At 52.2% G+C, this 15,857-nt stretch carries 8 protein-coding genes; 2 read left to right on the plus strand and 6 right to left on the minus strand.

What is annotated here, in order from left to right; translation table 11 throughout:
• Positions 1-52 precede the first annotated feature (52 nt).
• Together GSQ94_RS20835 and GSQ94_RS20840 are read right to left on the minus strand one after the other, a co-directional pair.
• Complete coding sequence (locus GSQ94_RS20835; protein ID WP_216843151.1) at positions 53-3,541, minus strand: LamG-like jellyroll fold domain-containing protein; 3,489 nt, start codon at positions 3,539-3,541, stop codon at positions 53-55.
• A 636-nt stretch (positions 3,542-4,177) separates the two neighbouring features.
• Positions 4,178-7,468, minus strand: a complete 3,291-nt coding sequence (locus tag GSQ94_RS20840) for a TonB-dependent receptor (protein ID WP_158946008.1) — start codon at positions 7,466-7,468, stop codon at positions 4,178-4,180.
• 1,016 nt (positions 7,469-8,484) lie between these two features.
• Between GSQ94_RS20840 and GSQ94_RS20845 the strand changes: the two genes are divergently transcribed.
• Both GSQ94_RS20845 and GSQ94_RS20850 read left to right on the plus strand, forming a co-directional pair.
• Positions 8,485-8,862 (plus strand): tautomerase family protein, encoded by a 378-nt coding sequence (locus tag GSQ94_RS20845; protein ID WP_158946010.1) that lies wholly within the window; start codon positions 8,485-8,487, stop codon positions 8,860-8,862.
• Between the two features lie 945 nt (positions 8,863-9,807).
• Positions 9,808-10,125 carry a hypothetical protein gene (locus tag GSQ94_RS20850; protein ID WP_158946012.1) on the plus strand — a complete coding sequence of 106 codons (318 nt, stop codon included), beginning with the start codon at positions 9,808-9,810 and terminating at the stop codon, positions 10,123-10,125.
• A gap of 6 nt (positions 10,126-10,131) precedes the next feature.
• Here GSQ94_RS20850 and GSQ94_RS20855 read toward each other — a convergent pair whose 3' ends face one another.
• The 4 genes from GSQ94_RS20855 to GSQ94_RS20870 form a co-directional block, all read right to left on the minus strand.
• Entirely contained in the window at positions 10,132-10,335 is a 204-nt protein-coding gene (locus GSQ94_RS20855; protein WP_158946014.1) for a hypothetical protein, read from the minus strand.
• Positions 10,336-10,738: 403 nt separating this feature from the next.
• Positions 10,739-11,365, minus strand: a complete 627-nt coding sequence (locus GSQ94_RS20860; protein WP_158946016.1) for a PEP-CTERM sorting domain-containing protein — start codon at positions 11,363-11,365, stop codon at positions 10,739-10,741.
• Positions 11,366-11,656: 291 nt separating this feature from the next.
• Positions 11,657-14,116, minus strand: a complete 2,460-nt coding sequence (locus GSQ94_RS20865) for an ABC transporter permease (protein ID WP_158946018.1) — start codon at positions 14,114-14,116, stop codon at positions 11,657-11,659.
• Positions 14,117-14,271: 155 nt separating this feature from the next.
• Positions 14,272-15,465: a hypothetical protein gene (locus tag GSQ94_RS20870; protein ID WP_158946020.1), complete on the minus strand. Its 1,194-nt coding sequence runs from the start codon at positions 15,463-15,465 to the stop codon at positions 14,272-14,274.
• Between the last annotated feature and the right edge of the window lie 392 nt (positions 15,466-15,857).

Raw genomic sequence — 15,857 nt, forward strand, 5'->3', positions numbered from 1 at the left:
AACAATCGATTGCCATCGATGTTGCCGATTGCGAAGCGGTGAAGTGGACGCACTACTTCTGTATGTCAAGCACTACCGTTTGAGGGATGACGTTCCAGCCACGGATCGCGATCTCCGCAGATTCTTTCGCAGCGCTGGCCGGATATTCGATCTCCACGTCGCGGCTCTCTCCTGGAAGGAGTGATATGTAGTTGTCGGAGTAGTAGGCAGGGAGAATGCGTACTTTATCCTTGCCTCCGATCAGCGTGAGCTTGTTCGTCAAACTTACTACTGCTCCGCTGTTGGTCAGTTTAACCGTTAGCTTAACCATATCGTGGGTTGTGTTCGTGGTAGCACTGGCCTTCAATTGAGTTGCAGCAAGATGCGTCAGTTCGCGATAGGACGAGGCTTTTGCGCCGAGCCAATAGAGATTCTGCGAGACGGATTTACCCGCGTTATTCAGCATCTCCAGTTTGACGATGACCATTCCCTTTGCAAGATATGGAGCTAGATCAAGTTTGAGGCTGGCCTCGGAGGAGTCGGCGCCGACACTTTTCTGATCTCGAGCTTGAAAGAGAAGCTCGTTGGTGAGGGTGTATACCTTCGCAATGACAGTAAGACCGGCTTGAGCCGCGGGCGTGGTGTTGATGACGTCCACCTGGTACGTCGCCAGATTTAGTTGAACGTGCAAGGGTTCGCAGGCCTTTTGAGTTCCATAGAAAGATGCCTGAGTGTCGTAGTCGGAGCTAAGAATCTGCCACATCGTGCTTGGCCATGCGGGCTGCGTCATCCAGAGCATGCGACCGCTGTTGGGTGCCCACAGGTTTGCGTTCATGCCTTCGAAGATGGCGCGATGATCGACGTAGTTCAACATCTGCGCCTTGCGTTCGAAGTCTTCAAGGCTGGTGGGCGCACCGAACTCTGATTGAATCTCTGCCATGAAGGGCGCAACGTCGCCGTTTCCACTCTGGTGCCAGTCGTGATAAGCCCAGGCATCTCCGATGGGCCACTGGTCCTCCTTCGCTGTGCTGCTCTGGAAGGATTCAAGAGTAGACATGGAAGGTGTACCAGTTTCGACGGAGAAGCCGCGGTTTAGCAAGGAGTAGTAAAGCTTCGGGTTTTGATAGCGATAGGGACCGCTACCTTGCAGGTTCACCTGGTTGGAGCTGGGTGAATAGTAGCGTGTGCCATCGAGCGTGCGTACGAGGTCATCGAGGCCCTGGTTCAAGATTGGTTGGGGTACGCCTTCGTTGCGGCCACACCAGAGAACGATAGAGGGGTGATTGCGAAATTGTTTGATGGTATCAGCGGCGTTGGCGAGGAAGAGTGCAGGATCTTCGGCCTCGATGTTGTAGTTTTGAGTTGACTCCCAGAAGTCATTCCAGACCAGCATGCCGTACTCGTCAGCCAGGTCGTAGAAGGTCTCTTCCGTACTTTGGCCGACCCAGTTGCGAATGATGTTGAGATTGGCATCGCGGTTGAGGCGGAAGTACGGCTCTAAATGAGCCCGTGAGACACGTTTGCGCGAGTCGTCCATGCCCCAGTTGCCGCCACGCGCCGCGATGCGAACGCCGTTCACCTTAATGACAAGGTAGGGCGCGGGACGCGTGTCGGCGACAGTGTTGAGCGAAGGCGAGTTTTCCGCCCCGGCTGCGATTGAGGCTACGTGAGAATAATGTCTTTCGCGCCGAGCTTCGGAGTTTTCCGGTGTATCAAGAGCTACGGGATCTGTCGAAGGAATTTCGCGCATGCCCTCGTGGCTGACATCCACGACCGGTTGGGACAATCCACGCGCATCCGTGGGAGAGTATTCGACGCGACGCAGGTGGCCGGTGCTGTCGAGAAGGCTGAGTTCGTAGGTGATCTCGCGAACACCGAATCGCACATCCTTTGTGTCAGAGACAGTAGTGCCGTCATTGAGTGTCAGCTTGAGGTGATAGAGCTCGGGGCTGCCGTAGCCATTGGGCCACCAGAGACGCGGGTGTTGCAGATTGAGTTGCACGAACTCTGTTGGGCTGAGTTTGATGAGGCTCTCCCCGGGAGGGAGGGTGACAGTCTTCTGGATTGCCGTCTGCTCGATGGTTGCGCTGATGGTCGAGTGCAGCGGCTTGTCAGAGAAGTTTGTAACGGGGACATCGATTTCGACGGCTGCCTGCGAGGTATCGTGATTGGGGAATGATGTGACCACCTGAGCATCGCCCAGCTTGAGACTGTGCGTGACTTTCAGTGTGACCGGCTGCCAGATGCCGCTATTGCGGTCGCGTATGGCGGGTATCCAGTCCCAGCCTTCGGTGGCGAGGAAGGTGGGGCCGTCGAGTTCCATGAGGCCCCCGTTTTCGCCGGGGCCACCGAGCACAGACTGCTCCTGCGGTATGCCTGGGTGTGGGGGCGGAGATATTTTAACCGCGAGGACATTCTTCTGGCCTGACTTGAGCAGTGACGTGACATCGAAGGTTCCACGTTGGAAGGCGCCTTTTATGGTTCCTAGCAAGGAACCGTTGAGCCATACTGAGGCCTTGTAGTTGATGCCCTGGAAGGTGAGTTCGACGTGTCGTGCGTCGTCTCCGTTGCTCGATTGCACGGGCACGATGAATTCATTGCGATACCAGTAGTCCTGTTTGTTGAGCGATTCCGGGATGGCCATGTTGTTGAGGCCGAAGTCGGGATCGGGATAGATGCCGTCGTCGATCATCGTCGTGAGCACGGTGCCGGGAACGGTCGCTCGCATCCAGTCTTTTGAGTTGAATGAGGCCGTGGATAGATGCGCTCCGTCTGCATCTACTTTGGGGGCTTCGCGTAAGCTCCATCCATCGGAGAAGGTCCATTCACCGGGGCCGGTAAGAATCAGCGACTCTCCGACGGGTGGGCGCTTCAGGACAACGGGTCGGGAGAATGGAGCGTGGCTCTTCGGCAGGGTCGAAGGATCCTGCGGTGCACGATAGCCTGCCTGACCGCGAGTCTGAACTGGCCATGGCTTCGATCCTTCCTCGAACTGGAGCAGAGTGAAGTCTGGCGGGGATTGCTGAAGCTGATGAACTTCAGCGTCGGACAGCGCACGACGCAGGACGGTGAACGACGCTATCTGTCCGCCGAAGTGCTTCGCAGCATGGATTGCGGAGTTTGCAGGTGCCATCTGAAGTAATGGATTCGTACTGCCGAGCGTCAGCGTGCCGCTTTCAACTTGCTTGCCGTTGCCGTAAAGATGGAAGTTTTTTCCATCGAAGGTTGCCGCGAGCAGATGCCATTCGCCGTCCTTGAGATCGGTGGCCGCCACAAGTTGGTTGTCCTGGCCGACCCACAGCAGGATCTTGCCAGCATCCACCCCAAGATAGCGTGGGTACTCCTCCGAGATGCTACCAAGCCCGGCGACGAGTTCCATTGCATTCACGGGCTCAGTGGTCTTGACCCAACAGTACATCGTCCACGGAGAGCTGGCTAAGAGGATGGGGTCATGCGCGTTCGCCACCGGCATCTCGAGGCCGGTGCCGTCTGCCAGGAAATGTCCGTTGTAAGGACCGTACTGCGGCAGATCGTTCGTCTGAAGAACCTGCGCCGTTGTCACCGCGGAATATGCGACAAGCACTACGGATAGTACACGTGACAGACGCTTTGGCGATGTAACGGACAGGTGAGACCTTGTCCATATAAAGCAACATTCAGGGAACGACATGAGAGATCTTCTCCTCTAACGCGATAACGATATCATAGAAGGAAATGTAGGTGCCCACGTGCAGACTGCAAGGGGGAAGGCTCACCTGACCGATGTCTCGGGCAGTCTGATCAGCGCTTCATAACTGGTTGTCGGGCGGGAGATATCGCCATCTCAAAATCATCGAAGCCGGCAAACTGCTACGTCATTTGGAATTCTGATTGGAAGCTTGGAAAATGCATGCAACGCATTTCGCATCACCAGGTTGTTGCCTATGAAAAACGCAGTGGCGAGGCGACGATCGGAGAGTGCAGCTCGATAAGACCACACGTTTTTTCTTCGGTGGTGCCGGTGAGGTGTTGATCAGGGCTAATGCTGCATCGCCTTCTTGTACCCCTCATGCGCATTGGTGTTGTTGGTGTGCCATCAGCAATGCTTGATGTGTCGCGAGATTTCGCAAATATCTTACCAAGTGTTGAATGATCGCAACGCTGCACCCTGGCTTGCTGGCAAGGGTGCAGCGTTGCAGTAAAGAACATAACCGGTTCTTTAGAACAGCAGCTTGAGGGCGAACTGTATCTCTCGAGGGGTGTAGTACGGCGCGTCTCCACTGATCGAACCTACTCCGTTGGTACCGAGAGCGGAGTTCGGGACAGCAAAACTGGCCGTGTTCGTTAGATTGAAGATCTCCGTTCGGAACTCGAGATGAACATTTTCATGCACGGGAAACTGCTTGAACGCAGAGAAGTCAAAGTGGCGGGAGTGCGGTCCATGCAGTGGGTTGCGTGGCGCGCTACCGGCAGTCCCGAAGGCCTGCGGTTGGAAGGCCGCGACGTTGAAGTACTGCGTGTTGGTAGGGTGACTCAGTGTTGGATTACCTACCAGGTTAGGCCGGTCATCTCCTGCACCGGTGTTGATTTGTGGCACATTGTTTTGCACGGTGAAGGGCAGGCCAGATTGCCATACGAGAATACCGTTTGTGCTCCATCCGCCTGCGATTATCTTCTTGTAGCCAGTCAGGCTATTGCCGAAGGGTAACTCGTAGTTGAATGAGCCAGCGAGACGGTTGCGTACATCTGCGTCGCTGTTGCCGTAGTCATAGGTGGAGATCTGCGAGGGGATCAGGCCATAACCAGCCTGATTATCCTGGTTCAGATCGGCGGCATTGTCTAATATATGGGCGAGTGTGTAGTTCACATTGAAGGTAAGGCCGCGGTTGATGCGGCGCTGAAAGGCAACCTCGGCGGCGTTGTAGTATGAGACGCCGTGGCTGTAGGTCTGCGTGATGCTGGTGATGTCAGGCAACGTGCCGTTGAAGGGACGAACCGATTGCAGTGTCGGAAGCGCAAGGCACGCAGCGCTCCCCGCCGGAGCACAGTTGTCCTGGTAGGCCTGCTTTGAGGGTAGCGGCACATCGATGTTTGGAATGAACTGTGCCAGATGACGCCCGATATTGCCGACATAGGTTACGGTGAGTACATTCGAACCGATCTGCTGCTCGTACGTCAGACTGGTCTGGTACATGTAGGCGTTGCGGAAGTTCGGGTCCTGGGCATTTGCGATGGAGCCCTGCGGATTTGTGATTTGTCCGTTGTCGAGGATCGGCACCGGAAGACCTTGCGAGATGTTGTACTCAGGAGCGGGTTGAAAGTTATAGACGAAAGGCTGATTTTGCCGATCACCCGATGTGCCGTAGTTGTCAGGGAAGAAGCTTATGCCGAAACCACCGCGCAGGACCGCCTTGTGAGGAAGCGTGGCCGCAAAGCCGAAACGAGGAGCCAGGTTGCTATAGTCGGTTTCGACACCGGCTGCGTCGTTCACGCCGTTTACACCCGCTAGAATCAATGTCCCTGTCGTCGGATCGAGGTTGGAGAGCCGATTGTGCTTTTCTGTATAGGGCGTGAAGACATCGTAACGAACACCCAGGTTGAGTGTCAGCCATGGCAGAGCATGCCAGTTGTCCTGGAAGTAAACGCTCGGCTCCCACGTGCGATAAGAGATGGGAAAGAGCTGGTTGCTACGTTGAGCCGAAAAGGCTGTCCCTTCAAGCAGGGAGATGAGAGTGCAGGTATCCGCCTGCTGATTGTTGCATGCACCCAATAAACCCGCGCTCACCTGGTTCGCTGCAAAGTTATCGTTGAAGGTGAAAGCACCTGCAGCAAATGCGCTCTGAATGTTGGTCGCCTGGCGGCGGATCAATGTAGCGCCCATTTTAATGCTGTGGTTGCCTTTGTTGACCGAGAGCGAACCGTTGTATTGGAAGGTGTTATCAAGATCCTGCAGCGGCAGATACTCGCCGTCGCCCACCGATCCATATCCGCTCGGCACAAATGGCGTCAGGAAATGAGACGTCGGATCAGCGTAGTTTGCTCCGGCCAATCCAAACTGCGACGAGACGGAGTTGCCAAAGTTCAGCGGCAACGACGCATTGTTAATACGGGTGTAACCGGCCTTCAACTCGAGTAGAACGGACGGGGTAAAGACGTGGACATAGTTGAGGGCAATGTTCTGTTCCTGCTGGTTCGAGGTTCCGTCTTCGCCGTACACATTGCCGCCTGGTTGGATGCCATCGACGGCAGGAAAAGGTCCCGGGGTGTTCGTGTTGGTTCGATTGATGGAGTAGCGAACGAAAAAGAGATTGTTCTGATTGAAGTGTTCGTCGAAGCGCACATCGGCGAGTTCTGCGTTCTGCGTGTTGTTCGGAGAGCTTACAAAGTTGTTTGAGAAGCCTGCTTTATTCGGCGTCGGGTACAGTTTGTAATAGTTGAGCGCAATAGGATTGAGTTGACCTGGCGTCAAGACCGGGCCACCCGCATCGGAAAAGTTTCCCGGGTTTTGTTCTTCAAAAAGTGTGGGAACGGTCACAGTACTGGTCGAGCCCTGCACACGGCGCAGCCCTTCAAAGTCAGCGAAAAAGAAGCTCTTGTCGCGGATGATCGGGCCGCCGATGGAACCACCAAACTGGTTCTGACGAAACTCCGGCTTAGAACCTGCGGTGGCAAAGTAGTCGCGCGCATCAAGCTTGTCGTTGCGCAGGAATTCGTACACCGAGCCATGGAAGCTATTTGTGCCCGACTTTGTCAGAATGTTGATGACTGCGGCGGCCGTGCGGCCCACCTCGGCGGTGTACAGATTCGTCTCGACGCGGAACTCTTGAATCGCGTCAATCGATGGCCGGATGCCAATGGTTCCGATAATACGCTCGTTGTTGTCGAGGCCGTCGATCTGCTCGGTGTTGACCAACGTGTTCTGGCCGTTCACGGAGATTGCGGAGGTTTCGCGCCGATCGTCAGGGCGCGAACCGCTGGCGATGGAGTTAGCTGTACCCGAATTAGCACCCGGTACGAGTTGTGCGAGATTGATAAAGTTGCGACCGTTTGTCGGCAGATTCTGAACGGCTTGCTCGCCGATAGTGGTGCCAACTGTTGAATCATCGGTCTGAAGCGCGGGTGGCGCGTCCGTTACGACGATGCGCTCATTCAAAGAGCCCAGCTGCAATTTTGCATCGATGCGTCTGCGGTCTCCTGCCGAGACCGGTATCGTCGACTCGCTAAAGATGGAAAAGCCCGGTGCGGAAACTCGCAGCGTGTACGTGCCAATTGGCAGTAGAGTGAAGGTATATTCGCCCGTAGAGTTAGTGACGGTTTTTCGGGCTTCGTGTGTCCCCAAATTTTCGATCGTGACTTCCGCATTCGGGACGATGGCACCCGTATTGTCCATGACTGTACCGAGAACGTCTGCGGTGATGTTTTGTGCCGTGGCAAGTCTAGGTACTAGAAGAAGCAGAATAGTGATGAAACTGTAAAGTTTGGTAAATTTCTTGACTGATATCGTTATCATTTCGGGCCCCAATATCTCGAGATTCCATGCAGAATTGCTGGTCTCTAGTTGTGATTTCATTTCAAAGTGAGTTGAAGACTACACATGATCCACCGGACGCGTTCAGCTGAGCCGAAAAGAACAGTAGCAATGCCGCGTAATCCGGTATTTGGGATCGGAAGGTATACCATCGCAAATAACTGACTATCAGGTTCTCGCGCTCTTTAGGTCGAGGAGAGAGCTCGTCAAAATCTGTTCCAGCCGTCTTGAGACGATATGTGAGCTACGACTTGAGCAATCGGTAATTGGAGTCGAGGGACTCTATTGATCAGTGATCATGCATCTCTCGTTTCTCTAATCTAGTGTTCAAGGAATTCGTGATATCGATATCATGATGTTGTGAAAAATATAGAGATGCAAAACAAGGGTTGTCAACTGAGGGACGTAGATTGAGGTCTTTCCTCCGATCGTCTCCGACTCAATTGAGCGTAACTACTCTTCAGCGTGTTGGGTGAAGACGATGACGCCTTGCGAGCCCCGAGGCGGTCAGAGATACAACTATGTTCACTCTCAAGCGCGCGCATCTCATGACACCGGAAGAAGGTCTAAAAAGTTGCGCCCATACGATCGCGCAATCACGGATACAGGTATCCTGACATCGAATCCCCGAGTCTCCCGCTTTGAGAGGGATGCACGGCAACCTTACCCGTCTTCGAACAGATCGAGTCCTAGCTAAACCTGGAGGCTTATAGCTTCTTGAATCGAAGGGGGGACCGAGTCGACCGCCTGCGCGCTCGGTTCTGCGTTAAGAGGCTCGACGCTCAGCCTGCTGAAGTGTGTCCGCGAGGGTGGAGTTCTGAGGGATTCGAGCTTCGGTCGAAAGGTCCACTCATGCGATGACCCTGAATGGGGTACCCGGCCGTTTGCCATTACCATAGAATGGAACTGACAGTCAGGCACGAAGTCTTTTCATCTGCTTCGCCTTGGAACGGAAGTCTGAACATCTTCAACCAATTCTGCACCCAGAGGAGACTATTATGCCGTTTGCTCGTATCGATCTGCTTAAGGGAAAGACTGCCGAGTATCGCGCCACTGTGGCCGATATCGTGTACCAGGGGATCGTCGATGTCCTGAAGGCGCCGGACGGCGACCGCTTTATCGTCATCGGCGAGCATTCACCCGATAATTTAATCTACGACCCCAAATTCCTCGGCTGGGATCGATCGCCTGACTTCATCTTGATACAAGTGACCAGCACTGTCGGAAATAATAAAGATTCAAAGCTCGCATTCTTTCGATATATAGCTGACGAACTGAAGAGCAAGCTCTCCGTGCGTCCTGATGACATCATGATCAACATGGTCTTCGTTGACCGTTCGGATTGGTCATTCGGCAATGGCGAGCCGTGGGTTTAGCGGCTCATTGCCCGACCCGGCTCTATGAAAAGTAGACGTAGCCCCTCGCAGCCTTACATCGGCGGAGTACGCCTTGCCTGCGGCGACAAGGGTATACGTTGGGATTCGTGTGAACCATCCTAACTGAGATTGGACGGAGTTATGTCCTGGAGGTTTTGCGAAGGTTCGCGCTGAAGCGCGAGTGCTACTCATGCGATGAAACTGCATGAATGAGGCAAGGTATGGCTTGCGTTCATGTATGGGCCACCCGCCCACTTGGAGACCGTGAAGTTGGCCGTTGGATATTAATCCTCGTTTGAACGAAACTATTTACAATTTCGTAACGCAGAAGACTTTTCGGGCCATGTTTCTACTTCCCCACAAAGGATGGTATCCCACTTGACTCTGCAAACTCGATTCCTGACATACATCCTAAGCACGGCATTGGCCGGAAGTTATGCAGTGATTGCACAGTCCAACCAATCGAACTCCAGGCAAACGAACCTTATCTCATTCCGAGAGTGCGAGGACGGAGCAAACAAATGCGCTTCCTGGACATTCAATGGCAACGTAGGGCAGGGAACATGGGCTGCAAGCGAAACCGGCATTCTAACTTTTGAGCAAGTTCACATTAATCCGGATAAGACTGCGTCGGTGGTCATCCATCGCTCAGACGTGACCGGCAGAAAGTCAGGTCTGGTGCGCGACTATTGGGGTACGATGCGTAACGGTCGAATAAGCGGTGAATACGGCCTTCCCGGCCATCAAAACGCCCCGTCCGGTGTCTGGTTTGCCTCAACGGCCTACGCCCTTCAAAGCTTTCCGCAAGTCATGCACTTTTGTGACCAGGAACACTGCCTGACTTTGCTCTTGCATGACGGGAAATACGTAGTTCAGATGCCGAATAATTGCTGTAGTACTTCGTCGGTGTGGACAGTGTATGAATTCACACCTGAGAGACTCATCATGAATCGGCGAGACGCTAGTGGATTTGTGTCTTTTTACAAAGCGCCCATTGCACAAAATGGAAACACCACGTTGAGTGGTGATAGTGGAAACGGTGCGTATGCCGGAGACGATGCGGTTGGTCCCTACATGCACGGAAACTTTCGATTCACGTGGGGTACGCAACTGGATGCTATCCGTGGAAGTGCTGCTGGGATCGCAGAGTTTCAGCCTCCACAACAGCCTCAACAAGGGGGACCAAGTATCGACCCAAATGTAATGCTCAACTTTCTCGGTAATGTTGCGAAGTACGCAGCCGCGCGCGAGAGCAATCAGTAGTCGGGGCTAAATACACTTCACGTCTTCTAACGCGATGGCCTGCTTGAGACTTGCGGCAATACCGCGATAGGTGCGCTGGATCTCCCGCAGGCGGAGGAGTTCGCCAGAGGTGTCGGGAGGATCGCTTGCGATCTGGTACTCGATCGCGTCGATATCTCGCAGGACGGACTCCAACTCTTTTTCCAGCAATTCACGCGGTGATTGTGGCATGGTCTCCTGCGCTTTGTTTCCCTTTCAGGGTACTGCATTTTTCATCGTCCGGGCGAACCGTAGAATTTGGTGTGGGAAGTTGAATATTTTTTCTAGGTGGGGTTTGTGGTGTTTTGCAGGGGTTTTTGGGAAAAATGGGTGTTTTGATCGTGGTTTTTTGGTGGTGTAGACGTGGTGCCTGGGTGGTGAAACGTGGTGTTTTGGCAGTCAGTTTTTTGGCTTCGAAAATGCGCCATGGTTTCTGAGTTTATTTTTTGGGGTTCCCGTTTTGGGAAATGCTTGGCTCGAAGGTCCAACTCTAAGAGTTCTGGATCCCACCCTTCGCGGAAGCGCGAAGGATGGGGCACCCGATCGTTATCGGGACGTCTCATGTAGGGTGGGGCACCCGGCACCCGGCTTACGCTCAAGTCGATCTAACTCGACGCACCAGAGAACCGATCCCCAAAAGACCTGTGCCAAGTAACACGAAGGTTGATGGCTCTGGAGTGTCTGAAGTGACGAGGAGTTCTGAGTATCCTGTATTTGCCTCGTAGGAGGTTAAGGTCATGCCAGCAAACTCTGGTGGGCACGGATAAGGGTCTTCGGGATCGCAGGAATCGATACCGGAGTATGCATTTCCGGGAACGGGACCGACCGAATGGTCAAAGCTGTCGAAGGCAAGAGGTACGCTAATACCAAGACCACCGTCTCCATCAGAGATCAAGTAGGTACTGGAGTCTTCGTAGTTGTGAACGACGCAGGTAAGTTGAGCGCCACCGATGTTGCCGATGCCCTGAACGGTTGCTGTGGATGTTGGGATCGCACAAGTGGCGAAGCTGGCCGGATTGTCACCGGACTCCGAGAATGTTTCAAGCAGATCCTGCTCGGGAACGGATGCAGTTAAGGTTACGCGCTGGTCGGTGAAGGTGTCGTTCCCGACGTAACCTGAAGCGACGACCGAGACGATGAATGTTAGTGTGTCGGCGTGGGCGGTGCGCGGGAGGATGAGGGAGGAGGCGAGGAGCGGGAGTGCGAAGAGAGCTTTGCGCATGATGGGATTCCCTTCTCGGATTGGTGTGAGTAAGGGTGCGCTCGCTTTTGGGGGGCGTCAAGTGAATTTATTTGGGTAGGACGGGTTCGAGCTTTGCTCGAATGCCCACTCATGCGATGAGACTGCATGAATGGGGCACCCAGGGTTTAAGGCCTGAGTTCATGTATGGGCCACCCGCCGTGGGCGTTACCTACTTATGCGATGTTATGTTGTTAATTACATAAGAGCTCTTATGTAGCGTCTAGCATTATGTGGCGTTGGTATTCCGGCGTGGTTTACGAGCTGTTTGGGCTAAGTGCTTTTTAAGAGCTCGGCCGGTTTAGCAAAATTCGTCTTCCAAACAACCAGGGAAACCGACGCCAAACCGAATACCAGAACCATAAGTGCGCCGTTGGCCACGATCCAAAGATTACTGGAAGGTGCCCCAATCACGAACACGCCTATAAATTTCACTACGAAAATACTCGCTGTAACGCCGAATAGAGATCCAAGCGCGATCGTTCTGAAAGCGATCCGAAGGGCCAAAAGATAGATATGATGCATCCTCGCTCCAAACGCAATTCGAAGTGCCATTTCACCACTTCGGAGTGTTATCACGTAGTTCAACAGGCTATATAGACCTGCCCCGGAAATAACGAGAAACATCAAACTTGTCAAGCTGACTAATCGAAAGAGTCTTATCTGATCGCTGAGTCCTTCGTCGATGACTTCTTTCATTGACGAGACATCACTCTCCTGGAGATCGAGACTCGTCCGTCGGACAGCATCACCAATCTCTCGCTTAGAGGCGGGACCATTTGCAGTCAAACGGACGGCCATTTCAACGTGAAACTTTGTGATGGCATCGTAATAGTCGTCCGAAGGTCGAAGTTGGACTTCGTTTAGGATAATCTCTGGTCCTGGAGGTGAACTCAAACTCTCATCCTGGAAATCGTTCAACACCCCGATTATGCGTACATCTCTCCGTTGCCCGATGTTGATAGAAAAGCGTTCCACCGAGTCACCGCCTTCTTCATATAGCTTCTTGAACGCGTTGTTCACAACGGCTACCGGCTGTGTATCCGGCCGGTCTTGTGTTGTAAAGAAACGACCGCTTGCCGTCGATAATCTGAATACGTCCTTTAGTCCAGGACTTGCAGCGAGCAACCTTGTCTCGAATACGCGAGTTGTTTTGTCTGAGTGATTACCAGCACCTATTCCCAGCTTCATAGATACTGTGAAATTAGTTGACAGTGGCACGGACGTTGCTATTGCGGCTTCGGATACCCCGCGAAGCGACCTAATATTCGTGAGAAGCGGCTCATAAAGTGATATCCGTGGATCAAGATCCCTATATTTGTAAATCGGGAATCTGGGGCGCACTATCAAGACATTTTCTGGATCAAAACCAAGCGGAATGGAGTGAAGAGAATGAATCGTGTGACGGATAGTTCCTGCTGTCACTAAAGCTACTATGGAAAATCCTATCTCCATGACGACCAGGGCGGACTGAATTCTCCGAAAGCGCTTGCTTCCTATTGATCTTCCTCCCAGGCTACTAAGCAAATCCGGCAACGTTTTGTTGCTCGTTAGTATTGCGGGCACAACACTAAATACAATCGTGCTACAAATACAAAATAGGACCAACGTACCAAAAACACGATAATCAAACGTGTAAGGCGTCACGCCGATGAGATTCTCTAAAAGCCACCCCTTAATTAGATACAGTAAAATCCAAGCTAAGAATATTCCTACTATCGACGCGGACGTGCTAATTATTATGCTGTCTATCAGCATCCTTCCTAGCAAGACTGTGCGATTGGCTCCGAGAGCAATACGAAGTATCATTTCGGGGAGTTGAGCTGCTCCTCTCGCTACAATCAAACTGACCGCACTTGAACAAGCAACTAACCAAACCAAAAGTGTAATAGACGTCAGGGCAAGAATTCCTATTTTTTGAGAGGCTACCAATTCGTCTCTGTACTTCGTTGCGACAACTTTAGACGGCGCAAGATAAGCAGCCATTGTCTCCGCATATAATGGCGCTAATTGTGCTTGTATATGGGACAATTCGTCTTGAACTTGAGACTCTTTCGCCCAGGGCTCCTTGCGAGCGACAGTGGTGTACGTTGACTCGGCGGGCCTTTCTAAGTCAGTTTGCTTAAGTACGAGAGGAATCCACACCTGCACTTTAGAGTCCGCTGCCGGGAATCTGAAATTCGACGGCATTACGCCTACGATCAATCTTTTTGTTCCGTCGATGAGTATTTCTTTTCCAAGGACATCGCGGGAGCTTCCAAAAAGGGTTGATTTAGCTGTATCACTGATGACAGCGACATCATTACGGTCAACCAAATACTCGTTCGCAAGAAATCCCCTACCAAAAGACGGTGATCGCGCTAACAGTCCAAAAAGACCAGGGCTAATTCGAACTAGGGAGATCTGGAGCTCGCCACTTGGCGTCGCCATAAATGCTCCCGAATGTTGAAAATAGCCAAATTCTCGAACAGTTCGCGACCGTAGTTTCCATTCGGCTACATCTGAAGCCGACATTGACGTGAGAACATCCTTAGCATTTTTGGTTTTCAGAAGAAGAATATTCTCCGGAGCATCATAAGGAAGCTGTCTGTATAGTGTGCCCGCTAATATTGCTGACATGCAACTTACAGCGGCCAAGCCGATCCCTAGAACTAGGATGGTGGAAAGTGCAAATTGTGGAGCTCGAAGTAGGCTTCGAAGAGAGTACCGGATTTCTCTTACAAATTGTTGCATTCCAATCCTCCAGCTGGCTCTCCTCGCGTATGCAGCTAAAACCAGTTCATCTCGTTTGCTTCGGCCTGAGATTGCGAGGTTCTTGATAATCGAAGCAGAGGCTGTCTTGTGTTCCGCTAGTCTGGCTTGTGGTCAATCCCGAATAGTTGAGAAGGTCAACCACGGCCGTGGTAAACACGTAATACAGTAAGGGAGTTGTCAATTCGTCCCCCAGGTCGGAGATCGTCAAGGCCGCCGGTGGTTACTGATTGAACGATTCCCCCGGCGCTCACAATAACAGTTGTAAGATCAGAGTTCAGCCCCACGGTCTGGATGATCGACTCGTCTACATTAGGGCATGTCGGGTGCGCAGTTTGAGCTGCATTTGCGACTACTAAACAAGTGACGTTAAGTTCTTGATGTTGACCCGCTTTAAGGTTAACTAACGAACGATTGATCTCAACACAGCGGTCACATGACTTATACACAAATATGATGACGGTCGGAGATTCTTCACTGCTCTTGTAAGGCAGTTTGGACAACACATTTTGGACAGTTGTAGGCAGAAATGAACCTAACAATCTATAACGTGCGATGGCAGCTGCAACGCTTGGCTTTGACATCACGTTCTTAGACGCCACACAGGAATCGGTCTGAAATGAATGTGCCGTTTGCCTAGAGTCTGCTTCCAAATGATTTGCATATTGCAATTCGGCTAGATGGTAGCCTTCTATCACGAATTTGGACACATCTACGTCGTCTCTCTTCCTGCAGCTATCTTCTAGGGCCGACTGAAGCCGAGGCTTCTCGAGCAGTGCTATGCGAAGAGCCATTGCCGGACGCGTCGCTTCTGTATTCGTAACTACATACTGCAGAACGCTGAGGACTTCCGGTGAGGTCGAAAGCCTCCTTGTCATCTCTCCAACGTAATTTTCCGCACTGCTAAAATCACCGAGATTAATCAAGGCCTGTTCAAGGTATTGATACGCTTCGGCTACGTGTGCTTCAGATTTGGCATTTAGATATTGCTGTGTAACTTCCTGGACCCTCGGCCAATTTTGCGCTAGCAGGCAAAGCTTGGCGACAAACAACAATTCTTCTCCTGAAATATCTTTGGATGATGATGAACATTCTTCACCAGCCTGATGTACTGCTATATTCAGCGCAGCGAGTTCCGCAGGAGACCAATTCGACAAATCTCCCCGAACATCATTCAGCCTAGTAATGATCCGTGAATATGACTCACTAGGCACAGCAACGTTCACCTGAGCTTGATTCTGCGCCGCTGCATTTTCGACGATCAATAGCGACGACATGGCTTGAATCAACAAATATACCCAAATCAAAGATTTCTCCGTTAACTGATTCATAATAAAAGACTTTTTAGCCTCGCCCTTTCCCTAGCAGTAAGTTACTTACCAGTGTAATCATTTTAACTTGAGAACACGTTACTTAATGGTATAGTCGGGGCCATCCTCGAAGTTGGGGAACTCACACACATCAAAAGGAGCAACAACGATGTCTACAACTAGCAAAACCAGGCCATTCGGTCTCGAGTTCCTGGAAGAAATGCCTGCGCCTGAAAAGGGAACTTGGGGCGCAACCGCTACCACGGTTCAAACTACCGTTAAGCCCGGAGGAGGTAATCCAGATCAACCCGACAAGGGAGGCCACGACTGATTAGCGTTCCAGGCATGAATGACTGATGACATGGTGTCATTCATGCCTATCGTCTCGAATTTTGTACCTCGGTATCCGCAGA

Origin of the sequence: Granulicella sp. S190 (genome assembly GCF_009766095.1) — a bacterium.
Classification (GTDB): domain Bacteria; phylum Acidobacteriota; class Terriglobia; order Terriglobales; family Acidobacteriaceae; genus Edaphobacter.